At 68.6% G+C, this 24,935-nt stretch carries 24 protein-coding genes; 17 read left to right on the top strand and 7 right to left on the bottom strand.

Annotated features, from left to right (window positions below; translation table 11 throughout):
- Nucleotides 1-4: 4 nt before the first annotated feature.
- Entirely contained in the window at nucleotides 5-727 is a 723-nt protein-coding gene (locus IG194_RS06860; RefSeq protein WP_058487280.1) for a tellurite resistance TerB family protein, read from the bottom strand.
- Between the two features lie 576 nt (nucleotides 728-1,303).
- Between IG194_RS06860 and IG194_RS06865 the strand changes: the two genes are divergently transcribed.
- The 8 genes from IG194_RS06865 (at nucleotide 1,304) to IG194_RS06900 (ending at nucleotide 10,365) form a co-directional block, all read left to right on the top strand.
- Nucleotides 1,304-2,215 carry a LysR family transcriptional regulator gene (locus tag IG194_RS06865; protein ID WP_009616507.1) on the top strand — a complete coding sequence of 304 codons (912 nt, stop codon included), beginning with the start codon at nucleotides 1,304-1,306 and terminating at the stop codon, nucleotides 2,213-2,215.
- Nucleotides 2,216-2,329: 114 nt separating this feature from the next.
- Nucleotides 2,330-3,838 carry a gamma-aminobutyraldehyde dehydrogenase gene (locus IG194_RS06870; RefSeq protein ID WP_082996241.1) on the top strand — a complete coding sequence of 503 codons (1,509 nt, stop codon included), beginning with the start codon at nucleotides 2,330-2,332 and terminating at the stop codon, nucleotides 3,836-3,838.
- A gap of 119 nt (nucleotides 3,839-3,957) precedes the next feature.
- Entirely contained in the window at nucleotides 3,958-5,103 is a 1,146-nt protein-coding gene (gene ydcS / locus IG194_RS06875) for a putative ABC transporter substrate-binding protein YdcS (protein WP_058487281.1), read from the top strand.
- 194 nt (nucleotides 5,104-5,297) lie between these two features.
- Nucleotides 5,298-6,326, top strand: coding sequence for an ABC transporter ATP-binding protein (locus tag IG194_RS06880; RefSeq protein ID WP_058487282.1), 1,029 nt, complete (start codon nucleotides 5,298-5,300; stop codon nucleotides 6,324-6,326).
- A 1-nt stretch (nucleotide 6,327) separates the two neighbouring features.
- Complete coding sequence (locus IG194_RS06885; protein WP_058487283.1) at nucleotides 6,328-7,278, top strand: ABC transporter permease; 951 nt, start codon at nucleotides 6,328-6,330, stop codon at nucleotides 7,276-7,278.
- Nucleotides 7,268-8,089, top strand: a complete 822-nt coding sequence (locus tag IG194_RS06890) for an ABC transporter permease (RefSeq protein WP_043314960.1) — start codon at nucleotides 7,268-7,270, stop codon at nucleotides 8,087-8,089. Before IG194_RS06885 ends, IG194_RS06890 begins: the two co-directional genes overlap by 11 nt.
- A gap of 257 nt (nucleotides 8,090-8,346) precedes the next feature.
- On the top strand, nucleotides 8,347-9,771 hold the full coding sequence (locus IG194_RS06895; RefSeq protein ID WP_058487284.1) for a gamma-aminobutyraldehyde dehydrogenase: 1,425 nt from the start codon (nucleotides 8,347-8,349) through the stop codon (nucleotides 9,769-9,771).
- 102 nt (nucleotides 9,772-9,873) lie between these two features.
- Nucleotides 9,874-10,365 carry an ester cyclase gene (locus tag IG194_RS06900; protein ID WP_058487285.1) on the top strand — a complete coding sequence of 164 codons (492 nt, stop codon included), beginning with the start codon at nucleotides 9,874-9,876 and terminating at the stop codon, nucleotides 10,363-10,365.
- A gap of 282 nt (nucleotides 10,366-10,647) precedes the next feature.
- Here IG194_RS06900 and IG194_RS06905 read toward each other — a convergent pair whose 3' ends face one another.
- The 4 genes from IG194_RS06905 to IG194_RS06920 all read right to left on the bottom strand — a co-directional run bounded on the left by IG194_RS06905 (nucleotide 10,648) and on the right by IG194_RS06920 (nucleotide 13,764).
- A complete protein-coding gene (locus tag IG194_RS06905) occupies nucleotides 10,648-11,685 on the bottom strand; it encodes a zinc-dependent alcohol dehydrogenase family protein (protein ID WP_058487286.1) in 1,038 nt (345 codons plus the stop codon).
- A gap of 77 nt (nucleotides 11,686-11,762) precedes the next feature.
- Nucleotides 11,763-12,092 carry a hypothetical protein gene (locus tag IG194_RS06910; protein WP_058487287.1) on the bottom strand — a complete coding sequence of 110 codons (330 nt, stop codon included), beginning with the start codon at nucleotides 12,090-12,092 and terminating at the stop codon, nucleotides 11,763-11,765.
- A gap of 136 nt (nucleotides 12,093-12,228) precedes the next feature.
- Nucleotides 12,229-13,335, bottom strand: a complete 1,107-nt coding sequence (locus IG194_RS06915; RefSeq protein WP_043314956.1) for an NADH:flavin oxidoreductase/NADH oxidase — start codon at nucleotides 13,333-13,335, stop codon at nucleotides 12,229-12,231.
- A 102-nt stretch (nucleotides 13,336-13,437) separates the two neighbouring features.
- Complete coding sequence (locus tag IG194_RS06920; RefSeq protein ID WP_225617182.1) at nucleotides 13,438-13,764, bottom strand: ferric uptake regulator family protein; 327 nt, start codon at nucleotides 13,762-13,764, stop codon at nucleotides 13,438-13,440.
- Between the two features lie 211 nt (nucleotides 13,765-13,975).
- Here IG194_RS06920 and IG194_RS06925 point away from each other — a divergent pair, with 211 nt between their 5' ends.
- Genes IG194_RS06925 through IG194_RS06935 form a run of 3 tightly spaced genes read left to right on the top strand, consistent with a single transcriptional unit; the run spans nucleotide 13,976 to nucleotide 15,986 of the window.
- Nucleotides 13,976-15,145, top strand: a complete 1,170-nt coding sequence (locus IG194_RS06925; protein WP_058487288.1) for a PepSY-associated TM helix domain-containing protein — start codon at nucleotides 13,976-13,978, stop codon at nucleotides 15,143-15,145.
- A 5-nt stretch (nucleotides 15,146-15,150) separates the two neighbouring features.
- Complete coding sequence (locus IG194_RS06930) at nucleotides 15,151-15,681, top strand: hypothetical protein (protein ID WP_058487289.1); 531 nt, start codon at nucleotides 15,151-15,153, stop codon at nucleotides 15,679-15,681.
- Nucleotides 15,678-15,986 carry a hypothetical protein gene (locus IG194_RS06935; RefSeq protein ID WP_043314953.1) on the top strand — a complete coding sequence of 103 codons (309 nt, stop codon included), beginning with the start codon at nucleotides 15,678-15,680 and terminating at the stop codon, nucleotides 15,984-15,986. Before IG194_RS06930 ends, IG194_RS06935 begins: the two co-directional genes overlap by 4 nt.
- A 10-nt stretch (nucleotides 15,987-15,996) precedes the next feature.
- Here IG194_RS06935 and IG194_RS06940 read toward each other — a convergent pair whose 3' ends face one another.
- Entirely contained in the window at nucleotides 15,997-16,746 is a 750-nt protein-coding gene (locus tag IG194_RS06940) for an AraC family transcriptional regulator (protein ID WP_058487290.1), read from the bottom strand.
- A 67-nt stretch (nucleotides 16,747-16,813) separates the two neighbouring features.
- Nucleotides 16,814-17,704, bottom strand: coding sequence for an ATP-binding protein (locus IG194_RS06945; RefSeq protein WP_058487291.1), 891 nt, complete (start codon nucleotides 17,702-17,704; stop codon nucleotides 16,814-16,816).
- A gap of 81 nt (nucleotides 17,705-17,785) precedes the next feature.
- On the opposite strand from IG194_RS06945, the gene IG194_RS06950 reads away from it, so the two are divergent.
- The 6 genes from IG194_RS06950 to IG194_RS06975 all read left to right on the top strand — a co-directional run bounded on the left by IG194_RS06950 (nucleotide 17,786) and on the right by IG194_RS06975 (nucleotide 24,912).
- Nucleotides 17,786-18,592: an AraC family transcriptional regulator gene (locus IG194_RS06950; protein ID WP_009616474.1), complete on the top strand. Its 807-nt coding sequence runs from the start codon at nucleotides 17,786-17,788 to the stop codon at nucleotides 18,590-18,592.
- 55 nt (nucleotides 18,593-18,647) lie between these two features.
- Nucleotides 18,648-21,047, top strand: coding sequence for an endopeptidase La (gene lon, locus IG194_RS06955; protein ID WP_058487292.1), 2,400 nt, complete (start codon nucleotides 18,648-18,650; stop codon nucleotides 21,045-21,047).
- 1,293 nt (nucleotides 21,048-22,340) lie between these two features.
- Complete coding sequence (locus IG194_RS06960; RefSeq protein WP_043271366.1) at nucleotides 22,341-22,736, top strand: protease inhibitor I42 family protein; 396 nt, start codon at nucleotides 22,341-22,343, stop codon at nucleotides 22,734-22,736.
- A gap of 97 nt (nucleotides 22,737-22,833) precedes the next feature.
- Nucleotides 22,834-23,496, top strand: coding sequence for a lysoplasmalogenase (locus IG194_RS06965; protein ID WP_058487293.1), 663 nt, complete (start codon nucleotides 22,834-22,836; stop codon nucleotides 23,494-23,496).
- Between the two features lie 7 nt (nucleotides 23,497-23,503).
- On the top strand, nucleotides 23,504-24,253 hold the full coding sequence (locus IG194_RS06970) for a substrate-binding periplasmic protein (protein ID WP_058487294.1): 750 nt from the start codon (nucleotides 23,504-23,506) through the stop codon (nucleotides 24,251-24,253).
- Between the two features lie 86 nt (nucleotides 24,254-24,339).
- On the top strand, nucleotides 24,340-24,912 hold the full coding sequence (locus IG194_RS06975) for a hypothetical protein (protein WP_009616464.1): 573 nt from the start codon (nucleotides 24,340-24,342) through the stop codon (nucleotides 24,910-24,912).
- Nucleotides 24,913-24,935 lie beyond the last annotated feature (23 nt).

The raw sequence follows: 24,935 nt of genomic DNA on the forward strand, positions 1-24,935 counted from the left end.
AGAATCAGGCCGGAAGTGCCTGCAGGGCCTTCTGCGCCTGGGCTTCCAGCTCGGCCTTGAGGCCCGGGTCGAGGCTCAGCTGGCGGGCCAGTTCGTCGAGGTAGGCGCGTTCCATGTAGTTCTCCTCGTCGACCATCAGCAGGCTGGCCAGGTACATCTCGGCGGCCATTTCCTCGCTCTGCGCGGCCCCCGCCACTTCCCGCGGGTCCAGCGGCTTGGCCAGTTCGCGGTCGAGCCAGCCCTGCAGCTCTAGGTCGCCGGTAAGCTTGGCGATCTCGCCGTCGATCAACTGGCGTTCGCGGGCGTCGATATGGCCATCGGCCTTGGCTGCCGCCACCAGGGCGCGGAGGATGGCGTGGCTGTGGGCCTCGGCTTCCACCGGCGGCAGACGGTCGACGGTCTGCGGTTCGCCGCGCGGCGCGCTGGCCTGCTGGCGCTGCCAGTTGCCGTAGGCCTTGTAGGCGATCACCCCGAGGGCGGCCAGGCCGCCGTAGGTGACGACCTTGCCGCCCATCTTCCGCGCCTTCTTGCTGCCCAGCAGCAGGCCCAGCGCGCCGGCGGCCAGGGCGCCGCCACCGGCGCCGGAGAGCAGGCTGCCGAGGTCTAGGCCGCCCTTGCCGGCGCCCTGCCCGGCCTGGGCTTGGCCGCCGGTCTGGGCGAGCCCCTTGTTCTGCAGGAGTTCCTGGCCGGATTTGAGCAGTTGGTCGAGCAGGCCACGGGTGTTCATGGCGGTCTCCTGGGTCGGTTGAGGGAAACCTCGACTCTAGCGCCCGCCCCCGTATGTGCGCAGGCGCAGAGTGCTTCGGGATATTGCTGGGCCGGGCGAATCGCGGGCAGGGCCCGCTCCTACAGGTGCAGGAGAACGTCGTCGTAGGATGGGTTGAGCGAAGCGATACCCATCACCGCGGCCCGATGGGTTTCGCAGGCTCAACCCATCCTACGAAAAGCACCTCGGCGCAGATGGCAAGACAGTTGCTCCTACAGGTGCAAGAGAATGCCGCCGTAGGATGGGTTGAGCGAAGCGATACCCGTTACCGCGGCCCGATGGGTTTCGCAAGCTCAACCCATCCTACGAAAAGCACCTCGGCGCAGACGGCAAGACAGTTGCTCCTACAGGTGCAAGAGAATGCCACCGTAGGATGGGTTGAGCGAAGCGATACCCATCACCGTGGCCCGATGGGTTTCGCAGGCTCAACCCATCCTACGAAGAGCGCCCAGCAGAGTGCGCGGCGAGCTTTCATTCGATTTAAAAGAATGCTCCTATAGATTTTCGATAAAGCACAAAAGCCATGGCCCGCCACCCATGATGACCCTGCGCCAGATCCGCCATTTCATCGCCGTCGCCGAGACCGGTTCGATCTCCGCCGCCGCCCAGGCGGTGTTCATTTCCCAGTCCACCCTGACCCTGGCCATCCAGCAACTGGAGGAGGAAATCGGCGTGCGCCTGTTCGAGCGCCACGCCAAGGGCATGACGCTCACCCACCAGGGCCACCAGTTCCTGCGCCAGGCGCACCTGATCCTGGCCACGGTGGAAAACGCCAAGCGCAGCCTGCAGCAGAGCACCGACAAGGTCGCCGGAAGCCTGACCATCGGCGTGACCAGCCTGGTCGCCGGCTACTACCTGGCCGACCTGATCACCCGCTTCCAGCGCGCCTACCCCAACGTGCAGACGCGCGTGGTGGAGGACGAGCGGCCTTATATAGAGCACCTGCTGGTGAGCGGCGAGATCGACGTCGGCGTGCTGATCCTCTCCAACCTGGAGGACCGCCACGCCCTGCAGACCGAGGTGCTCACCCACTCGCCGCACCGTCTCTGGCTGCCGGCCCAGCATCCGCTGCTGGAGCGCGACAGCATCGGCCTGGCGGACGTCGCCGGGGAGCCGCTGATCCAGCTCAACGCCGACGAGATGGGCCTGCACACCCAGCGCATCTGGTCGCGCGCCGGGCTGGTGCCGCAGGTGACGCTGCGCACCGCCTCGGTGGAGGCCGTGCGGAGCCTGGTGGCCGCCGGCCTCGGCCTGTCGATCCAGCCGGACATGACCTACCGCCCCTGGTCGCTCGAAGGCGACATCATCGAGGCGCGCCCGCTGGTGGACCTGGGCGAGCCGCTGGACGTCGGCCTGGCCTGGCGCCGCGGCACGGCGCGGCCGGCGCTGGTGGACCCGTTCCTCACCGTGGCCCGCGAGCAGCCCAACGCCAAGCGGCCTTCCATCTAGCAGCATTCGATTTAATCGAATGCCACTTTCAGTATTTAGAATTTGTCGACCTCAGGCCCGGAATCTAGTCTCTGGCTTCATACAGAAGGGCCGGGCAACCCACCGGAGCAGCCCATGGCCCCCGAAAACAAGACCGAGAAGAAAAGAGCCGCGAAGATGAACGCCCTGGCGAGCACCCCGACCCTGTACACCGAGCTGCTGATCGACGGTCAGCTGACGCCCGGCCAGGGCCTTGCCGAGGCGATCCTCAACCCCGCCAGCGGCGAAACCCTGGTCTCGGTCGCCGATGCTTCCCCCGAGCAGATCGAACAGGCCATCGACGCCGCCCAGCGCGCCTTCCCGGCCTGGTCGCGGACCACCCCGGCGCAGCGCTCCGCCGCGCTGCTGGCCATCGCCGACGCCATCGACAAGCGCGCCGACGCCCTCGCCCGCCTGGAGTCCCTGAACTGCGGCAAGCCGCTGCACCTGGCGCGGCAGGACGACATCCCCGCCACCGCCGACGTGTTCCGCTTCTTCGCCGGCGCCGTGCGCTGCCAGCAGGGCCAGCTGGCCGGCGAGTACGTGCCCGGGCACACCAGCATGGTGCGCCGCGACCCGGTGGGCGTGGTGGCCTCCATCGCGCCCTGGAACTACCCGCTGATGATGGCGGCGTGGAAGATCGCCCCGGCCCTGGCCGCCGGCAACACCCTGGTGTTCAAGCCTTCCGAGCACACCCCGCTGTCGATCCTGGCGCTGGCCCCGGCGCTGGCGGACATCCTCCCGCCGGGCGTGCTCAACATCGTCTGCGGCGGCGGCGAGAACGTCGGCAGCCACCTGGTCGGCCACCCGCGGGTGCGCATGGTCTCGCTGACCGGCGATATCGTCACCGGGCAGAAGATTCTCCAGGCCGCCGCGCGCACCCTGAAGCGCACCCACCTGGAGCTGGGCGGCAAGGCGCCGGTCATCGTCTGCAACGACGCCGATATCGAGGCGGTCGTCCAGGGCGTGCGCACCCACGGCTACTACAACGCCGGGCAGGACTGCACCGCCGCCTGCCGCATCTACGCCCAGGCCGGCATCCACGACCGCCTGGTGGCCGAGCTGGGCGAGGCGGTGGCGAGCATCCGCTTCGCCCGCAAGCGCGATCAGGACAACGAGATCGGCCCGCTGATCAGCGCCCGCCAGCGCGACCGCGTGGCCAGCTTCGTCGAACGCGCCCTGGGCCAGCCGCACATCGAGCGCGTGACCGGCGCCGCCGTGCACTCCGGCCCTGGCTTCTACTACCAGCCCACGCTGCTGGCCGGCTGCAAGCAGCAGGACGAGATCGTCCAGCGCGAGGTGTTCGGCCCGGTGGTCACGGTCACCCGCTTCGACCAGTTGGAGCAGGCGGTGGACTGGGCCAACGACTCCGAGTACGGCCTGGCCTCCTCGGTGTGGACGCAGAACCTGGACAAGGCCTTCCAGATCGCCAACCGCCTGCAATATGGCTGCACCTGGATCAACACCCATTTCATGCTCGCCAGCGAGATGCCCCACGGCGGCCTCAAGCGCTCGGGCTACGGCAAGGACCTATCCAGCGACTCGCTGCAGGACTACAGCGTGGTGCGCCACATCATGGCCCGCCACGGCGACCGCCTGGATTGAACGCCCCGGCGGGCCCGCCCGCCGGCACATAAGAAATGCCCCGGCGGTACGCCGCGCGAGGGCCGTTGCTCGATTGACACTGCCCCACCAATAGAGACAACAAACGAGGGAGACATCGCATGCGCAAGACAGCACTGTTCAGCGCCATCACCACCGCCCTGCTGGCCAGCGCCGGCGTACAGGCCGCCGACGCCATCAAGGCGGTCGGCGCCGGTGAAGGCCGCCTGGACATCATCGCCTGGCCGGGCTACATCGAACGCGGCCAATCCGACAAGGCCTACGACTGGGTCACCCAGTTCGAGAAGGACACCGGCTGCCAGGTCAACGTGAAGACCGCCGCCACCTCCGACGAGATGGTCAGCCTGATGGCCAAGGGCGGCTACGACCTGGTCACCGCCTCCGGCGACGCCTCGCTGCGGCTGATCTACGGCAAGCGCGTGCAGCCGATCGACCCCGGGCTGATCCCCAACTGGAAGAACGTCGACGCGCGCCTGAAGGACGCGCCCTGGTACACCGTCAACGGCAAGACCTACGGCACCCCGTACCAGTGGGGCCCGAACGTGCTGATGTACAACACCAAGGTCTTCCCCAAGGCGCCGGACAGCTGGAGCGTGGTGTTCCAGGCGCAGGACCTGCCCGACGGCAAGCCGAACAAGGGCCGCGTGCAGGCCTACGACGGCCCGATCTACATCGCCGACGCCGCGCTGTACCTGAAGAGCACCCAGCCGGAACTGGGCATCCAGGACCCGTACCAGCTGACCGAGGCGCAGTACGGCGCCGTGCTCGACCTGCTGCGCAAGCAGCATTCGCTGATCCACCGCTACTGGCACGACGCGACCGTGCAGATGAGCGACTTCAAGAACGAGGGCGTGGCCGCCTCCAGCTCCTGGCCGTACCAGGCCAACGCGCTGAAGGGCGAGAAGCAGCCGATCGCCACCGTGTTCCCGAAGGAAGGCGTCACCGGCTGGGCCGACACCACCATGTTGCACGCCGAGGCCGCGCACCCGAACTGCGCCTACAAGTGGATGAACTGGTCGCTGGAGCCCAAGGTGCAGGGCGACGTCGCCGCCTGGTTCGGCTCGGTGCCGGCCGCGCCGGAAGGCTGCAAGGCCAGCGAGCTGCTCGGCGCCGAAGGCTGCGCCACCAACGGCTTCGACCAGTTCGCCAGGATCGCCTTCTGGAAGACCCCGCAGGCCGAGGGCGGCAAGTTCGTCCCGTATAGCCGCTGGACCCAGGACTACATCGCGATCATGGGCGGCCGCTAAGCCAGCGCCACAGGGACATTCGTAGGATGGGTTGAGCTCCGCGAAACCCATCACCGCGGAGCGATGCCCCATCGATGGGTATCGCTTCGCTCAACCCATCCTACGTCCCGCTATCCCGACATCCGTTTCTGATTCACCCGATTTTTCCGGGCAGGGCCTTCGCACGCCGAATTCCTGCCCCTGGAGCGTGCCCCATGACCACCCCCGCTGTTCAATTCACCCAGGTCTCCCGCCAGTTCGGCGAGGTGAAAGCCGTCGACCGGGTATCCATCGACATCAAGGACGGCGAGTTCTTCTCCATGCTCGGCCCCTCGGGCTCGGGCAAGACCACCTGCCTGCGCCTGATCGCCGGTTTCGAACAGCCCTCCGCCGGCTCCATCCGCATCCATGGCGAGGAGGCCGCCGGCCTGCCGCCATACCAGCGCGACGTCAACACCGTGTTCCAGGACTACGCGCTGTTCCCGCACATGAACGTGCTGGAGAACGTCGCCTACGGCCTGAAGGTGAAAGGCGTGGGCAAGGCCGAACGCCTCAAGCGCGCCGAGGAAGCCCTGGGCATGGTCGCCCTCGGCGGCTACGGCAGCCGCAAGCCGGTGCAGCTCTCCGGCGGTCAGCGCCAGCGCGTAGCCCTGGCCCGCGCCCTGGTCAACCGCCCGCGGGTGCTGCTGCTGGACGAACCCCTGGGCGCGCTGGACCTGAAGCTGCGCGAGCAGATGCAGAGCGAGCTGAAGAAGCTGCAGCGCCAGCTGGGCATCACCTTCATCTTCGTCACCCACGACCAGAGCGAAGCGCTGTCGATGTCCGACCGCGTGGCGGTGTTCAACAAGGGCCGCATCGAGCAGGTCGACACCCCGCGCAACCTGTACATGCAACCGGCCACGCCCTTCGTCGCCGAGTTCGTCGGCACCTCCAACGTGCTGCGCGGCGACCTGGCCCAGAGCCTCACCGGCAACACCCAGCCGTTCTCCATCCGCCCCGAGCACATTCGCTTCGCCAACGGCGAACGCGGCGCCGGCGACCTGGAGATCAGCGGCCTGCTGCACGACATCCAGTACCAGGGCGCCGCCACCCGCTACGAAATCCGCCTGGACAACGGCCAGAACCTCTGCCTGAGCCAGGCCAACAGCCAGTGGGACGCCGCCGCCGTGGCCCACCAGCCGGGGCAGCGCGTCACTGCGCGCTGGGCGCGCGAGGCCATGGTGGCGCTGAACGAGGGCGCCTGAGATGGAACTGACGATGAACGCGCAGGCGCCCATGGCCGGCAACGGCCCGCTGCGCCGGCTGTCCAACCTGCTGTACCGCAAGCCGACGCTGTACCTTTCGCTGCTGCTGGTGCCGCCGCTGCTGTGGTTCGGCGCCATCTACCTGGGCTCGCTGCTGACCCTGATGTGGCAGGGCTTCTATACCTTCGACGACTTCACCATGACGGTGACGCCGGACCTGACCTGGGCCAACTTCGCCGCCCTGTTCACCCCGGCCAACTTCGACATCATCCAGCGCACCCTGACGATGGCGGTCGCGGTGTCCATCGCCAGCGGCGTGGTGGCCTTCCCCATCGCCTACTACATGGCGCGCTACACCAGCGGCAAGACCAAGGCCTTCTTCTACATCGCGGTGATGATGCCGATGTGGGCCAGCTACATCGTCAAGGCCTACGCCTGGACCCTGCTGCTGGCCAAGGGCGGCGTGGCCATGTGGTTCGTACACCACCTCGGCCTGCAATGGCTGCTGGACCTGCTGATGGACGTGCCCGGCGTGGGCGGCAACACCCTGTCCACCTCGAACCTGGGGCGCTTCCTGGTGTTCGTGTACATCTGGCTGCCGTTCATGATCCTGCCGATCCAGGCTTCCCTGGAGCGCCTGCCGCCGTCGCTGCTGCAAGCCAGCGCGGACCTGGGCGCGCACCCGCGGCAGACCTTCGCGCAGGTCATCCTGCCGTTGTCGATCCCGGGCATCGCCGCCGGCTCGATCTTCACCTTCAGCCTGACCCTCGGCGACTTCATCGTGCCGCAACTGGTGGGCCCGCCGGGCTACTTCATCGGCAGCATGGTCTATGCCCAGCAGGGCGCGATCGGCAACATGCCGATGGCCGCCGCCTTCACCCTGGTGCCGATCGTGCTGATCGCCGTGTACCTGTCCATCGTCAAACGCCTGGGGGCCTTCGATGCACTCTGACTCCTCATCTCAAGAGAAGGCTTCCTGGGGTCTGAAAGCCGCCGCCTGGGGCGGGCTGGTGTTCCTGCACTTCCCGATCCTGATCATCTTCATGTACGCCTTCAACACCGAAGACGCCGCGTTCAGCTTCCCGCCGCAGGGCTTCACCCTGCACTGGTTCAGCGTCGCCTTCGGCCGCCAGGACGTGCTGGAGTCGATCAGCCTGTCGCTGAAGATCGCCTGCATCGCCACCCTGATCGCCATGCTCCTGGGCACCCTGGCCGCGGCCGCGCTGTACCGCCGCGACTTCTTCGGCAAGGAAGGCATCTCGCTGATGCTGATCCTGCCCATCGCCCTGCCCGGCATCATCACCGGCATCGCGCTGCTCTCGGCGTTCAAGACGCTGGGCATCGAGCCGGGCTTCCTGACCATCGTCATCGGCCACGCGACCTTCTGCGTGGTGATCGTCTACAACAACGTGATCGCCCGTTTCCGCCGCACCTCCCACAGCCTGATCGAAGCCTCGATGGACCTGGGCGCCGACGGCTGGCAGACCTTCCGCTACGTGATCCTGCCGAACCTCGGCTCGGCCCTGCTGGCCGGCGGCATGCTGGCCTTCGCGCTGTCCTTCGACGAGATCATCGTCACCACCTTCACCGCCGGCCACGAGCGCACCCTGCCGATCTGGCTGCTCAACCAGCTGACGCGCCCGCGCGACGTGCCGGTGACCAACGTGGTGGCCATGCTGGTGATGCTGGTGACCATGCTGCCGATCCTCGGCGCCTACTACCTGACCAAGGGTGGCGAGGGCGTGGCGGGGAGTGGCAAGTGACTACGGTGCCGTGCGGCCCTCTCCCTAACCCTCTCCCTGAAGGGAGAGGGGACTTGATCGGAGCAGGAGGAAACCAAGGCCTCAGCCGGCACGTACGGCTCCCTCTCCCTTCGGAGCGGGGCGCGCAGCCAGGGCGGGGGGAGAGGGAAAAGCCCCCGCTCCGACATAACAGACCCCCTCAGGACTGCCGAAACCGGCGGCCCCACAAGAAAGACCAACGATTACGCCACAAGCTCCTGACCAAGAGGACTTCAAGAATGCAAACCAAACTGCTGATCAACGGCCAACTGGTCGCTGGCGAAGGCGAGAAGCTCGCCGTGCTCAACCCCTCCCAGGGCACCACCCTGGTGGAGATCGCCGAGGCCACCCCGGCCCAGGTCGACGCCGCCGTGCAGGCCGCCGACGCCGCCTTCGACGCCTGGTCGCAGACCGCGCCGAAGGACCGCTCGCTGCTGCTGCTGAAACTGGCCGACACCATCGACGCCCACGCCGAGGAACTGGCGCGCCTGGAATCCAACAACTGCGGCAAGCCCTACAGCGCCGCGCTGAACGACGAACTGCCGGCCATCGCCGACGTGTTCCGCTTCTTCGCCGGCGCCAGCCGCTGCCTGCAGGGTTCCGCCGCCGGCGAATACCTGCCCGGGCACACCTCGATGATCCGCCGCGACCCGATCGGCGTGGTGGCCTCCATCGCGCCCTGGAACTACCCGCTGATGATGGTCGCGTGGAAACTCGGCCCGGCCCTGGCCGCCGGCAACACCGTGGTGCTCAAGCCCTCCGAGCAGACGCCGCTGACCGCCCTGCGCCTGGCCGAGCTGATGGCCGACATCTTCCCCGCCGGCGTGGTCAACCTGGTCTTCGGCCGCGGCCCGAGCGTCGGCGAGCCGCTGACCACCCACCCGAAGGTGCGCATGGTCTCGCTGACCGGCTCGGTCGCCACCGGCAGCCGCATCATCGCCGGCACCGCCGACACCGTGAAGCGCATGCACATGGAACTGGGCGGCAAGGCCCCGGTGATCATCTTCGACGACGCCGACATCGACGCCGCCGTGGAAGGCATCCGCACCTTCGGCTTCTACAACGCCGGCCAGGACTGCACCGCCGCCTGCCGCATCTACGCGCAGAAGGGCATCTACGCCAAATTCGTGGAGAAACTGGGCGAAGCCGTCGCCAGCATCCGCTACGGCGAGCAGGACGACCCGGACACCGAACTGGGCCCGGTCATCACCGAGCAGCACCTGGAGCGCGTCATCGGCTTCGTCGAGCGTGCCCGCCAGCGGCCGCACATCGAGGTGGTCACCGGCGGCAAGCGCGCCGACCGCCCCGGCTTCTTCTTCGAGCCGACCGTGCTGGCCGGCGCCCGCCAGGACGACGAAGTGGTGCGCCGCGAGATCTTCGGCCCGGTGGTCTCGGTCACCGAGTTCGACGACGAGGCGCAGGCGCTGGCCTGGGCCAACGACTCCGACTACGGCCTGGCCAGCTCGGTGTGGACCAGCGACATCGGCCGCGCCCACCGCCTGGCGGCCCGCCTGCAGTACGGTTGCACCTGGGTCAACACTCACTTCATGCTGACCACCGAGATGCCCCATGGCGGCATGAAGCTTTCCGGCTACGGCAAGGACATGTCCATGTACGGGCTGGAGGACTACACCGCCGTTCGTCATGTGATGTTCAAGCACTGAGGCAAGTCGCCGGGCTCCCGCCTTCGCGGGGGCCCAGCGCCTTCCCCGCACCCAGGGCCACCCGGCCCACAACCCGCGGGCGCGCCCGCAACGGAGGCAAGCATGCGTCACCTCGTCAGAGCGTTCTACCTGCTGTCGCTGTTCACCCTCGCCGGCCTGGCCCAGGCTGGCAGCTCTTCATCCCAGGAAACACCAAAACAGATAATCGACGCCTACATGGCCGCGTGGAACGCCCACGACGCCGAGAAGGCCGCCGGCTACCTGGCCAAGGACGCGGAGTACTTCGACGTCACCGTCGGCACCCCGCAGAAGGGCCGCGAGGCCGCGCGGGACAACGTGATCAAGGTCTTCGTCGGCGCCGTGCCGGACCTGAAGTGGAAGATGAACGGCAAGCCCATCGTCGACAAGGACGGCATCGCCTTCCAGTGGACCTTCAGCGGCACCAACACCGGCGCCTGGGACGCGCAGACGCCGGCGACCAACAAGCCGCTGTCGTTCGACGGTGTGAGTTATGTGAAGGTCAAGGACGGCAAGATCGTCTACCAGGGGGATTACTACGACGCCCTTGGGTTGCATAAGCAGTTGGGGTGGTGAGGTTGGCCTGGGGCTGGAAGGTTTGCGCTAGCCCCACCAACCCTCTCCCCCCGCCCTGGCTGCGCGCCCCGCTCCGAAGGGAGAGGGAGCTATCCGTGCCTGCGGAAACGTGTGGTGCTAACCGGCGAGCATCGATGTTGCGCTTCAAACCATAAGGCCCCCTCTCCCTTCAGGGAGAGGGTTGGGGAGAGGGAGCGGAGTCAATCCATCACGCCAACATCGCAGGAATGCACGGTTCGCGAGCAAGCTCGCTCCTACGAAAATACGAAAAGCCCCCCGCCATCAAACCTCGATAATCACCTTCAACGCCTTGTTCTGCGCCGCCTTGCCGAAGGTCTCGTAGGCCTGGAGGATGTCGTCCAGGGCGAAGCGGTGGGTGATCAGCTGTTCGGGCTGCAGCTTGCCGGCCTGCACGCTCTTGAGCAGCATCGGCGTGGTCACCGCGTCCACCAGGCGGGTGCGCAGGGTGATGTTGTGCGACCACAGGCGCTCCAGGTGCAACTCCACCGGCACCCCGTGCACGCCCAGCACGGCAATGTCGCCGCCAGGTGCGATCAGCTCCTCGCACAGGCTGAAGGTGCTCGGCACGCCCACCGCTTCCACCGCGCTGTCCACGCCCAGGCCGTCGGTCAGCGCCTTCACCTTCTCCAGCAGTTGCGGGTCGCCGGCATTGAAGCAGTCGGTGGCGCCGAAGCCCTTCGCCACTTCCAGACGGTTGTCGTCCAGGTCGATCATGATGATCCGCGCCGGCGAGTAGAACTGCGCGGTGAGCAGCGCGGCCAGGCCCACCGGGCCGGCGCCGACGATGGCGATGTTGCCGCCAGGCTGCACGCGGCCGTTGAGCACGCCGCATTCGAAGCCCGTGGGGAGGATGTCGCTGAGCATCACCATGGCCTCCTCGTCCGCCTCGGCGGGCAGGTGGTAGAGGCTGGTGTCGGCGTGGGGGATGCGCACCTTCTCGGCCTGGGTGCCGTCGATCAGGTGGCCGAGGATCCAGCCGCCGGTGCGGCAGTGCGAGGTCATGCCCTTGCGGCAGAAGTCGCACTTGCCGCAGGCGCTGATGCAGGAGATCAGCACGCGGTCGCCGGGCTTGAACTGGCTGACCGCCGCGCCGACCTGCTCGACCACCCCGACGCCCTCGTGGCCGAGAATGCGGCCGGGTTTGCAGGCCGGCACGTCGCCCTTGATGATGTGCAGGTCGGTGCCGCAGAGCGTGGTGCGGACCAGGCGTACCACGGCGTCGCCGGGCGCCTGCAGTTCGGGGTCGGGGCGCTCTTCCAGGGCGATGTCGCCGACACCGCGGTAGACCAGGGCTTTCATGGCCGGGCTCCTTTCGGGGAATGGTCAGGACAGGCTAGTCCCGCCCCAGCGGCCAGGGCCTGATCCCGATCAAAGGCTCATTCGGCGCTGGGCAGCTCGGTGATGTGGATTTCCGTCAGCAGCGGCTCGGGCTTGAGCTGGCTGCGCTTGAGCAGCGGGCAGAAGCGCGCCAGGCTGCCGATCAGCTCCCACTGGGTTTCCAGGTCGCCGGCCAGTTGGGCGATGTCGTTCAGGGCGCGCTGGCCGACCTGCTGCAGGTGCGGGTCGGCGCTGCGGCCCAGCTCCAGGGAAAGCTGGCCGATCAGGGTGCTGAGGGCGGACATGTTGCGCGTCGCCAGGGCCAGGATGTTCGCCAGCAGGGCGATCTCCGATTCCGGCACGGCGGCGGGTGGGGTGCGTGCGTCCATGCGTGTACCAGTGGGAAGTGCGTCGTCCTGACGCGTTGCGGCGGAGCATAGCAGCAAAATGCCTGCATGCGATCCATTTCACATTCTGTTGTACGAAAGTGCTGGCGCGCCGCCCGACGGACGGCGCGCCATGGCCTCAGGCTTCGCCCAGGGGTTTGCGCATCGGCGTGCCGCGCTGGGCCGCGCGCAGGTACTGCGCCGGCCAGGGCACCTGTTGGCCGCCCAGCTCGTCGGCGGCGTTGAGCGGCCAGTAGGGCTCGCGCAGCAGCTCGCGGGCCAGCAGGATCAGGTCGGCCTGGCCGGTGCGCAGGATGTGCTCGGCCTGCACCGGCTCGGTGATCATGCCGACGGTGCTGCTGGCTATCTCGGCCTCCTTGCGCACGCGCTCGGCGAACTGCGTCTGGTAGCCCGGGCCCACCGGAATCTCGGCGTTCACCGCGGTGCCGCCGGAAGACACGTCGATCAGGTCGACGCCCAGGTCCTTCAGGCGCCGGGCCAGCGCCACCGTCTCGTCGGGGTTCCAGCCGTCCTCCACCCAGTCGGTGGCCGACAGGCGCACCAGCAGCGGTAGTTCTTCAGGCCACACCTCGCGCACCGCCTGGGTCACTTCCAGCAGGTAGCGGATGCGGTTCTCGAAACAGCCGCCGTACTGATCGCGGCGCTGGTTGGACAGCGGCGAGAGGAACTGGTGCAGCAGGTAGCCGTGGGCCGCGTGCACCTCCACCACCTTGAAGCCCGCCGCCAGGGCGCGCTCGGCGGAACGGACGAAGGCCTGAGTGACTTCGGCCATCTGCGCCTCGGTCAGCGCCGTGGGCGTGGTGTGCTTGGGGTCGAAGGCAATGGCCGACGGCGCAAACGGCACCCAGCCGCCCTCGGCCACCGGCATGCTCCCCGGCTTGCCCAGCCAGGGCGCGTAGGTGCTGGCCTTGCGCCCGGCGTGGGCCAGCTGGATGCCGGCCACAGCGCCCTGGGATTCGATGAAACGGGTGATGCGCCGCAGGGGCTCGACCTGCTCGTCCTTCCACAGGCCCAGGTCGCGGTCGGTGATGCGCCCCTCCGGAACCACCGCGGTGGCCTCCACCAGGACCAGGCCGGCGCCACCCACGGCGCGGCTGCCCAGGTGCACCAGGTGCCAGTCGTTGGCCAGGCCGTCCTCGGCCGAGTACTGGCACATGGGGGAAACGCCGATGCGGTTAGGCAAGGTCAGTTGGCGCAGGGTCAGGGGCTCGAACAGCTGGCTCATGGCTACACTCCCTCAGGTTCTTTCAACGAATGATCGACACTTCAACTGTAGACCGGGTTGGCCGGCCGACACGTCAATCGTTCGTCCACGAACCCCTGGGCCCTAAGCCAACAGCTCTGTCTCCAGGCCGTAGCGGCGCTGCGCATCGCGACGCAGCACGCCGCTGGCATGCAGCCGGCGCAAGGTCTGGCGCACGCAGTTGGGCGAGATGGGCGCGGCTTCGTCCAGCAGGCGCTGGTGCAGCGCCGACACGCTGTAGAAGCCGCCGGAACAGAGCACGTCCAGTACCTTCAGGCGCGGCAGGCTGCAACGCAGGCCGGCGCGTTCGAGCAGCTTGCGCGCCGGGCGCAGTTCGCGGCGCAGCGCCAGCGGCAGGACCTCGGGCCGGTCGTCGGCGGCCGCGTCGGGGAAGCGAGGGTGGAGGGTCACGAAAGAGTCCTTTTCCGGGCCGCCATTGCGGCTTTCTCTAATGAAGACGAACGAGCGGGGCAAAACCGGCAACCGGAGCGATGAAATAATTTATTGCAAACCCACTGGCCGATTTCTCCGTCTCATCCGTCCTTATCCATAGAATCCCCGGCCAATGGCGGGGCCCCGGCGGCATCGCCGCCTCCTCCACTGCGTGAAGCCTGAAGCCCCCATGTCCAAGAAATCCCGTGCCAGGAACTGGTTCCTGATCCACAGCTGGCTGGCCTTGCCCATCTGGTTCTTCGTCTTCCTGGTGTGCATCACCGGCACCCTGGCCACCGTCAGCCAGGAGATCGTCTGGCTGGCCAACCCGGCCATCCGCGCCAACGCGCCGCCCGGCGACGCCCAGCGCCTGGGCTACGACGCCCTGCTGGCCGCGGTCCGGCGCCAGCAGCCGCAGGCCCATGTGCAAGGCCTGCACGTGCCGAGCGAAAGGCACTTCGCCATAGAAGCCCAGGTCAGCTACCCGGACGCGCGCAACGCCACCCTCTACGTCAACCCGTACAGCGGCGCCATCCAGGGCGAGGCGCCGCTGTTCGACTTCCGCAACTTCACCCGCGCCCTGCACGGCTGGTGGCTGGTGCCCTTCAGCCACGGCTACAGCTGGGGCTGGTACCTGGTGACGCTGCTGGGCCTGCCGATGCTGGCCTCGCTGGTCACCGGGCTGGTGGTCTACAAGCGCTTCTGGCGCGGCTTCCTCGCCCCGCGCCTGCGCCTGAACCAGGGCGCGCGCATCTTCTGGGGCGACTTCCACCGCCTGACCGGCATCTGGTCGATCTGGTTCATCGCGGTGATCGCCGTCAGCGGCACCTGGTTCCTGGTCCAGGCGGTGCTCTACGACAACGCCATTTCCATCTCCAGCGAGGGCGTGCCGGCCATCATCCAGCCCGAGCAGGTGCCGCCGGGCGTCGACGGCGGGCCGCCGCCGCGCATCGGCCTGGACCAGGCGCTGGCCGTCGCGCAGCGCGAGATTCCCGGCTTCGAGCCGCGCTACCTGACGCTGCCGGGCGACGCCTTCGCGCCCATCGGCCTGCTCGGCCACGGCTGGTTCCCGCTGCTGTTCGAGCGCGCCAAGGTCAACCCCTACGACGGCAGCCTGGCCGCCACCCGGCGCCTGGGCGACCGCAGCGGCCTGGAGTTCTTCAGCGAATCCATGCGCCCGCTGCACGTGGGCGATTTCGGCGGGCTCTGGGTGAAACTGATCTGGTTCGCCTTCGGCCTGCTGCTCAGCCTGATGGTGCTCAGCGGCCTGCAGATCTGGAGCAAGCGCACCCTGCTGGCCACCGCCAAGCAGTTGAAGAAGCAACGCGCCCCGCAACGCACCGCGGCCCTCACGGAGTGAACGCCATGCCCGCCCGTCAATCTTCGCGCCAGCGCCGCCAGTGGCTGCGCTGGCGCTTCCACCTCAGCGCCCTGCTGGTGCTGATCCCCCTCGGCTACCTGCCGGCGTTCCTCCACGACGCCCGCGTCGACCGCGGCCTCACCGGCCTGGGCGAACGCGAGGTCGGCGAACTGCAGGTCGGCCCCTGGCACGCGCGCCTGGCCGAATGGGAAGTCGGCGACCCCGAGGACGAAGGCCGCGCCGGCCACCTCAAGGCCTTCACCCTGGCCTGGTGCCAGGGCTGCGAGCAGCGCATCCGCGCGGCCTACCTGCGCATCGGCCGGCCCTACAGCCTGAGCGCCCCCGGCGCGCTGCTCAGCGGCAGCCCGTACCAGCAGTTCACCGAGGTGGCGGTGCCGCCACGCGCCCGCGCCGACGACCAGCTGTGGCTGACCGTCGAAGCCTGGGACGGCAGCGTGCACCAGGCCAGCCTGCCCCTCGCCGAGGCCTCCCCGTCGCTGGTGGCCTGGCTCGACCGCCAAGGAGCATCCCAATGAAAGCCCTGCTTCCCCTCCTCCTGCTGGGCCTCACCCCAGTGGCCCTGGCCCACGCGCCCTTCCTCGAATGCAAGGCCCTGGACGCCGAGCGCATCCGCTGCCTGGGCGGCTTCAGCGACGGCAGCCAGGCGCAGGGCGTGAAGCTGCGGGTCCTCGGCCATGACGGCCAGACGCTGCTGGAAGAACGCCTGGGCGCCGACTCCAGCCTGACCTTCCAGCGCCCGGCGGTGCCCTACTTCGTGCTCTTCGACGTCGGCCCCGGCTACCGCGCCGAGGTCGACTCCCGCGACATCGCCGGTCCCTGAGGCGGCCGGCTCAGCCGCGGCGCAGCGCCCCTGGCGTGAGCCCCAGGTAGCGGCGCATCGCCGTGGTCAGGGCGCTCTGGCTGGAGAAACCGCACTCTTCCGCCACCCGCACCAGCGGCAGGTCGGTCTCGCGCAGCAGGCGCGCGGCGGCGTCCAGGCGCTGCTTGAGCAGGTACTGGTGCGGCGTCAGGCCGACGCTGTCCTTGAACTGGGCGTGGAAATGGCTGGGGCTCAGGCAGGCCACCTGGGCCAGTTCGGCCACCGTGATGCGCCGCGCCAGGTGGCTGCGGATGTGCCCGTCCAGGCGCTGCATGTCCAGCGGGCCGGTGGCCGGCCGGGGCGTCTCGCCGAACAGGCGCAGGTGTAGGGCGCGCAGCAGCACGCCGCCCAGCGCCCTGGCCAGCAGCGGGTCGCTGCCGTAGCGCGCCAGTTCCGCGCCGGCGTAGCTGAGCAGGTTCTGGAAGTCGGCATCCAGCGTCGGGTAGCGCGGTGCCTCGAACAGCCTTGCCAGCAGCTCGCGGTCCTCGTCCGCCACCCCTGGCGCCTGCAGGTCGAGGATCAGCATGCGGTTGTCGCCCGTGCCGGCGAAGGCGTGCCGGGCATCGCCCGGCACCAGGCAGGCGCGCATGCGGCAGACCTCGCCGCCGCGCCCGTCGACCTCGAACTCGGCGCGGCCGGCCAGGGCCATCACCAGTTGGTGATGTTCGTGGTCGTGGGCATGGGACTGCTCGGGCAGGCGAGCGAGACGTGCGTGCAACATCGGCAGGAGGCGTGCGTGGCTTTCCCGCACTCTAGCGAAGTTGCGCGGCCCTGCCCAGCCGCGCCGGTCAGCCGGCGTGGCGCCCGGCGTAGTCGCGGGCGAACTGCGCGGCGATGCGCCCGGAGCGCGAGCCACGGTGGGTGGCCCAACGGATCGCCTCGGCACGGCTGGCCTCGATGGCCTCCTCGCCCAGGCCGTGGGACTGCAGCCAGCGCGCCACCGCCTCCAGGTATTCGTCCTGGCTGAAGGCATAGAAGGAAATCCACAGGCCGAAACGCTCGGACAACGAGACCTTCTCTTCCACCGCCTCGCCCGGGTGCAGCTCGCCGTTCTCGCCGCGGGAGAAGGCCAGATTGTCGGCGGCGCGCTCGGCCAGCAGGTGGCGGCGGTTGGAGGTGGCGTAGATCAGCACGTTGCCGGCCTGCCCCGCCACCGAGCCGTCGAGCACCGTCTTCAGGCCCTTGTAGCCGGTCTCGCCGTCCTCGAAGGAGAGGTCGTCGCAGAACAGGATGAAGCGCTCCGGGCGCTGGCGGACCAGCTCGATGATCTGCGGCAGGTCGCCCAGGTGCTCCTTGTCCACCTCGATCAGGCGCAGGCCCTCGGCGTGGAAGGCGTGCAGGCAGGCCTTCACCAGCGAACTCTTGCCGGTGCCGCGGGCGCCGGTGAGCAGCACGTTGTTGGCCGGGCGGCCCTGCACGAACTGGCGGGTGTTGCGCTCGATCAGCGCCTTCTGCCGCTCGACGTTGCGCAGGTCGTCGAAGGCGATCAGCGCCGGCTCGCGCACCGGCGTCAGTTGCGCCTGGGCCACCCCGGCGTGGGGGCGGTATTCCCAGAGGTAGGCGATCACTTCCGGCTGCAGCGCCTGGGCCGGCTGCGGCGGCAGGTTGCGCTGCAGCAGGTCGGCGATGCGAGTGAGCTGTTCGGTGAGCGGTTGCAGGGCAGTGGCGAAATCGGACATGGGAAAAACCGGGCGCGAGGGGATTGGCGAGCATGCTAGTAACGGGCGAGACTGGCCGTCTAACGCAAAATGGGCGATGAAATGCGAGAAGCGGACATTCCTTCCATTCACGGCGACCAGCACGCCACCGGCCCGGTGACCGCCGTCGCCCTGGACTACGCCGACGGCCACCAGGTGCCCAGCCACAGCCACCAGCGCGCGCAACTGCTCTATGCGGTGCGCGGGGTGCTGGTGGTGGGCACTGCCGGCGGCCTCTGGGTGGTGCCGGACAACCGTGGCCTGTGGGTTCCCGCCGGCGTCGAGCACTGGACGCGGATGGTCGGCGAGGTGCGCGTGCGTACCCTCTACATCGAGCCGGACAGCGCGCCGCACCTGCCCACCGCGTGCACGGTGCTGGCCATCTCGCCGCTGCTGCGCGAGCTGATCCTGGCCGCCGTCGGCATCGCCGGCGAGGTTCCGGCGGACAGCCGCGACGGCCGCGTGCTGCGCCTGCTGCTCGACGAGCTGACCAGCGAGCCAGCGCTGCCCCTGCACCTGCCGCTGCCCAACGAGCCGCGCCTGCGCCGGCTGTGCCGGGACATGGGCCTGGACGCCGGGCTGGAGGACTGGGCCGCGCGGGCCAAGGTCGACGCCAAGACGGTGCGCCGCTGGTTCCTGCGCGACACCGGGCTGACCTTCGGCCAGTGGCGCCAGCAGGCCCGGCTGCTGCGCGCCCTGGAACTGCTGGGCAGCGGCGCCAGCGTGCTGGAGGCGGCGCTGGAGGTCGGCTACTCCACGCCCAGCGCCTTCAGCGCCATGTTCAGCCGCCAGTTCGGCCGCCCGCCCAGCGACTTCCTGCGCCCGCCGCGGGAAACCTCCGGCAACAGGCCGCGCTCGTCGGGGAATTGAAAGTCGCGGGCCGATTCCCCATCTAGACTGTCATGTTCAATCAGTCAGGTGCCTCATGAGCGACCAAGACGAGATTCACGATATCCACAGCGCCGAGGAGGTCACCGGGACCGGCCTGGTGCTGCCCGGCCAGAAGCTGCCGACCACCGTCTACGTCATCCCGATCCACAACCGCCCGTTCTTCCCCGCGCAGGTGCTGCCGGTGATCGTCAACGAGGAGCCCTGGGCGGAAACCCTGGAGCTGGTGGCCAAGACCGACCACCACAGCCTGGCGCTGTTCTTCATGGACAACCCGCCGGACGACCCGCGCCACTTCGACCCCGACAGCCTGCCCGAGCACGGCACCCTGGTGCGCGTGCACCACGCCAGCCGCGAAGGCGGCAAGCTGCAGTTCGTCGCCCAGGGCCTGTCGCGGGTGCGCATCCGCGGCTGGATCAAGCGCCACCGCCCGCCGTTCCTGGTCGAGGTGGACTACCCGCACACGCCCAGCGACTCCAGCGACGAGGTCAAGGCCTACGGCATGGCGCTGATCAACGCGATCAAGGAGCTGCTGCCGCTCAACCCGCTGTACAGCGAGGAGCTGAAGAACTACCTGAACCGCTTCAACCCCAACGACCCCTCGCCGCTGACCGATTTCGCCGCGGCCCTGACCACCGCGCCCGGCAACGAGCTGCAGGAGGTGCTGGACACGGTGCCGATGCTCAAGCGCATGGAGAAGGTCCTGCCGCTGCTGCGCAAGGAGGTGGAAGTCGCGCGCCTGCAGAAGGAGCTGTCGGCCGAGGTCAACCGCAAGATCGGCGAGCGCCAGCGCGAGTTCTTCCTCAAGGAGCAGCTCAAGACTATCCAGCAGGAGCTGGGCATCACCAAGGACGACAAGAGCGCCGACGCCGACGAGTTCCGCGCCCGCCTGGAAGGCAAGATCCTCCCCGAGCAGGCGAAGAAGCGCATCGACGAAGAGCTGAACAAACTGTCGATCCTGGAGACCGGCTCGCCGGAATACGCGGTCACCCGCAACTACCTGGACTGGGCCACCGCGGTGCCCTGGGGCGTGCTGGGCAAGGACAAGCTCAGCCTGCCCCACGCGCGCAAGGTGCTGGACAAGCACCACGCCGGCCTCGAAGACGTCAAGGACCGTATCCTCGAGTTCCTCGCCGTGGGCGCCTTCAAGGGCGAGATCGCCGGCTCCATCGTGCTGCTGGTGGGCCCGCCCGGGGTGGGCAAGACCAGCATCGGCAAGTCCATCGCCGAGAGCCTCGGCCGGCCGTTCTACCGCTTCAGCGTCGGCGGCATGCGCGACGAGGCGGAGATCAAGGGCCACCGCCGCACCTACATCGGCGCCCTGCCGGGCAAGCTGGTGCAGGCGCTGAAGGACGTCGAGGTGATGAACCCGGTGATCATGCTCGACGAGATCGACAAGCTCGGCGCCAGCTACCAGGGCGACCCGGCCTCGGCGCTGCTGGAGACGCTGGACCCGGAACAGAACGTGGAATTCCTCGACCACTACCTGGACCTGCGCCTGGACCTGTCCAAGGTACTGTTCGTCTGCACGGCCAACACCCTGGACTCCATCCCCGGGCCGCTGCTCGACCGCATGGAGGTCATCCGCCTGTCCGGCTACATCGCCGAGGAGAAGCTGGCCATCGCCAAGCGCCACCTGTGGCCCAAGCAGCTGGAAAAGGCCGGGGTGCCGAAGGAGCGGCTGTCGATCAACGACGCCGCCCTGCGCGCGGTGATCGAAGGCTACGCCCGCGAGGCCGGGGTGCGGCAGCTGGAGAAACAGCTCGGCAAGCTGGTGCGCAAGGCCGTGGTCAAGCTGCTGGAAGACCCCGAGGCCAAGCTGAAGATCGGCGCCAAGGACCTGGAGAGCTACCTCGGCATGCCGGTGTTCCGCACCGAGCAGCTGCTCTCCGGCATCGGCGTCATCACCGGCCTGGCCTGGACCAGCATGGGCGGCGCCACCCTGCCCATCGAGGCGACGCGCATCCATACGCTGAACCGCGGCTTCAAGCTGACCGGGCAACTGGGTGACGTGATGAAGGAGTCGGCGGAAATCGCCTACAGCTACATCACCGCCAACCTGAAGAAGTACGGCGGCGACGCCAACTTCTTCGACCAGGCCTTCGTCCACCTGCACGTGCCCGAGGGCGCCACGCCCAAGGACGGCCCCAGCGCCGGCGTCACCATGGCCAGCGCCCTGCTGTCCCTGGCGCGCAACCAGGCGCCGAAGAAGGGCGTGGCCATGACCGGCGAGCTGACCCTCACCGGCCAGGTGCTGCCCATCGGCGGGGTGCGCGAGAAGGTGATCGCGGCGCGCCGGCAGAAGATCCACGAACTGATCCTGCCCGAAGCCAACCGCGGCGACTTCGAGGAACTGCCGGACTACCTCAAGGAAGGCCTGACGGTGCACTTCGCCAAGCGCTACAGCGACGTGGCCAAGGTGCTGTTCCCGGCCTGAGGGCCAGCGCTGCGCCGGAACGCTCTTCGTAGGATGGGTTGAGCGAAGCGATACCCATCGGACACTGGTGATGGGTATCGCTTCGCTCAACACCATCCTACGGGGTGTTGTGTTTGCCGGAGGGTGTAGGACCTTGTCCGCGATCGCCGGAACTATCGGCGCGATTCGCGGATGAGATCCGCTCCTACGCCGCCCCACCTACACCATTCCCATGTAGGAGCGCGCCCTGCGCGCGAAATCGCGGGCAGGGCCCGCTACAGGTTGCCCCGAGGCACGGCATTCCCCCGTAGGAGCGGACCTTGTCCGCGATAGCCGGACGTCCCGGCGCGATTCGCGGATGAGATCCGCTCCTACGCCGCCCCACCTACACCATTCCCATGTAGGAGCGCGCCCTGCGCGCGAAATCGCGGGCAGGGCCCGCTCCTACAGGTTGCCCGAAGGTATGGCATTCCCCCGTAGCGGACCTTGTCCGCGATAGCCGGAGGTCCCGGCGCGATTCGCGGATGAGATCCGCTCCTACGCCGCCCCACCTACACCATTCCCATGTAGGAGCGCGCCCTGCGCGCGAATCGCGGGCAGGGCCCGCTCCTACAGGTTGCCCGAAGGCACGGCATTCCCCCGTAGGAGCGGACCTTGTCCGCGATAGCCGGAACTATCGGCGCAATTCGCGGATGAGATCCGCTCCTACGCCGCCCCACCTACACCATTCCCATGTAGGAGCGCGCCCTGCGCGCGAAATCGCGGGCAGGGCCCGCTCCTACAGGTTGCCCGAAGGCACGGCATTCCCCCGTAGGAGCGGACCTTGTCCGCGATAGCCGGAACTATCGGCGCAATTCGCGGATGAGATCCGCTCCTACGCCGCCCCACCTACACCATTCCCATGTAGGAGCGCGCCCTGCGCGCGAAATCGCGGGCAGGGCCCGCTACAGGTTGCCCCGAGGCACGGCATCCCCCCGTAGGAGCGGACCTTGTCCGCGATAGCCGGACATCCCGGCGCGATTCGCGGATGGGATCCGCTCCTACGCCGCCCCACCTACACCATTCCCATGTAGGAGCGCGCCCTGCGCGCGAAATCGCGGGCAGGGCCCGCAGGTTGCCCCGAGGCACGGCATTCCCCCGTAGGAGCGGACCTTGTCCGCGATCGCCGGCCATCCCGGCGCGAGCTGCAGGCTGACACGGCTCGCGCCTACGAAGAGCCTCTCACCCATGCCGTTCCTTGGGGACGTATGGCCCCACCGCGTCGGACCTTTGCGATATCCTCCCGCCTGTCCGGACCCAGCCCGAGGAGTCGTCATGCCGTCGCCCCGCCCCCTGCTCGCCCTGCCCCTGCTGTTGCTCGCCGCCTGCGCCAGCCAACCCAAGCCCGTGGTCAGCCTGGAAGACGACAAGCCCTGCAAGCCCCTGGAACTGCACCAGGGCCAGGAACTGGTGCTGATGCTGCCGAGCAACCCCACCACCGGTTTCCGCTGGGAAGTGCGCAACCCCGCCAGCCACGTGCTGGCCAGCCTGGGCCCGGAGGTCTACAACAATCCCGAGGACAGCGGCCTGGTCGGCAGCGCCGGCGAGTCCACCTGGCGCTTCCGCGTCACCGCCAGCGGCGAGGACCACCTGCAACTGGCCTACCGCCGCCCCTGGGAGGCCGACGTCGCCCCCGAGCGCACCTTCGACTGCGCGCTCAAGGCGTACTGAACGCGGCGCCAAATACCACCCGATCTGACGCCCGCGGCCTGGGGCGGCGGCGACGGCTGCGGCACAGTCGACGCACCCTGCTGCGGAGAATCGACAGATGCGCTGGCTGCTCCCCCTGGCCGTCCTCGCCGGCCTCGCCTACCTGCTCGGCATCGCCCTCGACCTGCCCTGGCTGCGCATGCTCTGCAAGCCGCTGCCGATCATCGCCCTGCTGGGCTGGGTGAGCCGCGAACCCGCCACCGCCTACCGCCGCTGGATAGCCCTGGGCCTGGCGCTGTCGCTGCTCGGCGACGTGCTGCTGGAGTGGCCGCTCAACGCCTTCGTACCCGGCCTGTGTGCCTTTCTCCTCGCCCACCTGGCCTACCTCGCCGCCTACCTGGGCGAGACACGGCGCCCCGCGCCATTGGCCCTGGCTTGCGCCGTGGTGCTGGGCGGCGGCCTGTTCCTGCTGCTCGACCGCCAGGGCCTGGGCCCGCTGCGCCTGCCCATCGCGGCGTACAGCCTGGTGATCGCCTGCATGCTCTGGCGCGCCCTGGCCCGGCTGCCGCAGGCCTCGCCCAGCGCTCGCCTGGCCGCCGCCGGCGCCCTGCTGTTCGTGATCTCCGACGGCATGATCGGCATCAACCGCTTCGTCTCGCCCTTCGCCGGTTCCGGCTACGCCATCATGCTCAGCTACTGGCTCGGCCAACTGGGCATCGCCGCCTCGGTTAGTGCGCGCCATACGCCTCTGCCATACTCGCAGGCGAACCCCCTCGCCTGAGGACGCCATGCTGCGCGCCACCCTCACCGCCCTGTGCTGCGCGGCAGCCCTGGGCGCCACCGCCGAGCCGCTGCGCCTGGGCGGCGACGACTGGTGCCCCTACCTGTGTCCGCAGACGCCGGAGAAACCCGGCTACCTGCTCGAAGGCCTGGGCCAGGCCCTGCCCGAGCCGCCGCAGTTCGAGAACCTGCCCTGGTCGCGGGCCCTGCAGATGGCCCGCGAAGGCCTGATCGACGGGGTGATCGGCGCCTACGCGGAGGAAAGCCAGGGGCTGCTGATCGGCCGCGAGCCCATCGCCTGGGCCGACATGCATTTCTACACCCGCGCCGACAGCGACTGGCGCTACCGCGACCCGGCCTCCCTCGACGGGCTCGCCGTCGGCCTGGCCCAGGGCTATTCCTACGGCGAGCAACTGGACGCCTGGCGCGACCGCAACCTGGACGACCACGAGCGGGTGCAGGTCCTCAGCGGCGAGCGCGTGCTCGAACGCAACCTGCAGAAGCTGCTGCTCGGCCGCGTCGACGTGGTGGTCGAGGACCGCCGCATCGTCGACCGCTACCTCCAGCGCCAGGGCCTCGGCGGGCAGGTCCGCAGCGCCGGCGAGCTGCCCAGCCCGCGGCCGATGTACGTGGCCCTGAGCCCACACCTGAAGAACGCCGACGCACGCCTGGCGCAGCTCGACGAGGGCCTGCGCAGGCTGCGCGAAGGCGACGCCTGGGCACCGCTGATGCGCGAGTACCTGGTCTCTGTCGACTGACACATTCGCCCTGTAGAAAAGTCCAGCAGGCGCTGCCGTCATCGTCTATAGATCAAATACCAGGGAGTATCGAATGGAGAGGTTTCATGCGTGCTGAAGTCCGTTTGCTGGGGATGCTTGGAACCTGTCTGATGCTTGGCGCGTGCGGCAGCCTGCTGCCCAGCGAACGCGCCGAGGTGCAGTCCCCCTTCATCGACTACCAGGACGCCGAGCACCGCTACGAACAGGTGGTGCCGGGCCGGACCACGCGCTCGCAACTGCTCAGCCTGGGCTTCGACCCGCTGACCCAGGGCAACGCCAAGATGCTCTCGTTCATCGACGTGCGCCTGCTCTTCGTGCAGCCGAACATCCCCATCGACTACCTGCCCGACGGCCTGGTGACCTGCCTGCAGGCCAAGGACCGCTGCATCGGCTATTCCTTCGACTTCAACAAGACCGACAGCCAGCGCATCGGCAGCTTCTGGGCCGACATGTTCAACTTCCGCAAGCGCCGCCAGGTCCAGGGCTGGTCGTTCCGCCCGGTGTTCGTGCTGATCGACGACGTGGTGGTGCACAAGGTCAGCAACGGCGAACCGAACATCCGCCGCGTGGAAGACAAGAAGAACCCCCTGGGCCCGCTGCAGGGCGCCGGCGAGTACTTCTCCGACAAGCTCAAGTGAGGCGCCGGGCTCGTCGCCCGGAG

It is taken from the genome of Pseudomonas sp. ADPe (genome assembly GCF_014843515.1).
In the GTDB taxonomy this organism is placed as follows: Bacteria; Pseudomonadota; Gammaproteobacteria; order Pseudomonadales; family Pseudomonadaceae; genus Pseudomonas; species Pseudomonas citronellolis.

Excerpts from the sequence above, each read along its gene's own strand:
- IG194_RS06905 (WP_058487286.1), bottom strand. The coding sequence starts at position 11,685 with ATGAAAGCCCTGGTCTACCGCGGTGTCGGCGACATCGCCCTGGAAGAG.
- IG194_RS06915 (WP_043314956.1), bottom strand. The coding sequence starts at position 13,335 with ATGAGCCAGCTGTTCGAGCCCCTGACCCTGCGCCAACTGACCTTGCCT.
- IG194_RS06865 (WP_009616507.1), top strand. The coding sequence starts at position 1,304 with ATGATGACCCTGCGCCAGATCCGCCATTTCATCGCCGTCGCCGAGACC.
- IG194_RS06885 (WP_058487283.1), top strand. The coding sequence starts at position 6,328 with ATGGAACTGACGATGAACGCGCAGGCGCCCATGGCCGGCAACGGCCCG.
- IG194_RS06910 (WP_058487287.1), bottom strand. The coding sequence starts at position 12,092 with ATGGACGCACGCACCCCACCCGCCGCCGTGCCGGAATCGGAGATCGCC.
- IG194_RS06895 (WP_058487284.1), top strand. The coding sequence starts at position 8,347 with ATGCAAACCAAACTGCTGATCAACGGCCAACTGGTCGCTGGCGAAGGC.
- IG194_RS06930 (WP_058487289.1), top strand. The coding sequence starts at position 15,151 with ATGCCCGCCCGTCAATCTTCGCGCCAGCGCCGCCAGTGGCTGCGCTGG.
- IG194_RS06945 (WP_058487291.1), bottom strand. The coding sequence starts at position 17,704 with ATGTCCGATTTCGCCACTGCCCTGCAACCGCTCACCGAACAGCTCACT.
- IG194_RS06900 (WP_058487285.1), top strand. The coding sequence starts at position 9,874 with ATGCGTCACCTCGTCAGAGCGTTCTACCTGCTGTCGCTGTTCACCCTC.
- IG194_RS06880 (WP_058487282.1), top strand. The coding sequence starts at position 5,298 with ATGACCACCCCCGCTGTTCAATTCACCCAGGTCTCCCGCCAGTTCGGC.
- IG194_RS06890 (WP_043314960.1), top strand. The coding sequence starts at position 7,268 with ATGCACTCTGACTCCTCATCTCAAGAGAAGGCTTCCTGGGGTCTGAAA.
- IG194_RS06950 (WP_009616474.1), top strand. The coding sequence starts at position 17,786 with ATGCGAGAAGCGGACATTCCTTCCATTCACGGCGACCAGCACGCCACC.
- IG194_RS06940 (WP_058487290.1), bottom strand. The coding sequence starts at position 16,746 with ATGTTGCACGCACGTCTCGCTCGCCTGCCCGAGCAGTCCCATGCCCAC.
- IG194_RS06965 (WP_058487293.1), top strand. The coding sequence starts at position 22,834 with ATGCGCTGGCTGCTCCCCCTGGCCGTCCTCGCCGGCCTCGCCTACCTG.
- IG194_RS06975 (WP_009616464.1), top strand. The coding sequence starts at position 24,340 with ATGCGTGCTGAAGTCCGTTTGCTGGGGATGCTTGGAACCTGTCTGATG.
- IG194_RS06960 (WP_043271366.1), top strand. The coding sequence starts at position 22,341 with ATGCCGTCGCCCCGCCCCCTGCTCGCCCTGCCCCTGCTGTTGCTCGCC.
- IG194_RS06925 (WP_058487288.1), top strand. The coding sequence starts at position 13,976 with ATGTCCAAGAAATCCCGTGCCAGGAACTGGTTCCTGATCCACAGCTGG.
- IG194_RS06860 (WP_058487280.1), bottom strand. The coding sequence starts at position 727 with ATGAACACCCGTGGCCTGCTCGACCAACTGCTCAAATCCGGCCAGGAA.
- ydcS (WP_058487281.1), top strand. The coding sequence starts at position 3,958 with ATGCGCAAGACAGCACTGTTCAGCGCCATCACCACCGCCCTGCTGGCC.
- IG194_RS06935 (WP_043314953.1), top strand. The coding sequence starts at position 15,678 with ATGAAAGCCCTGCTTCCCCTCCTCCTGCTGGGCCTCACCCCAGTGGCC.
- lon (WP_058487292.1), top strand. The coding sequence starts at position 18,648 with ATGAGCGACCAAGACGAGATTCACGATATCCACAGCGCCGAGGAGGTC.
- IG194_RS06970 (WP_058487294.1), top strand. The coding sequence starts at position 23,504 with ATGCTGCGCGCCACCCTCACCGCCCTGTGCTGCGCGGCAGCCCTGGGC.
- IG194_RS06870 (WP_082996241.1), top strand. The coding sequence starts at position 2,330 with ATGGCCCCCGAAAACAAGACCGAGAAGAAAAGAGCCGCGAAGATGAAC.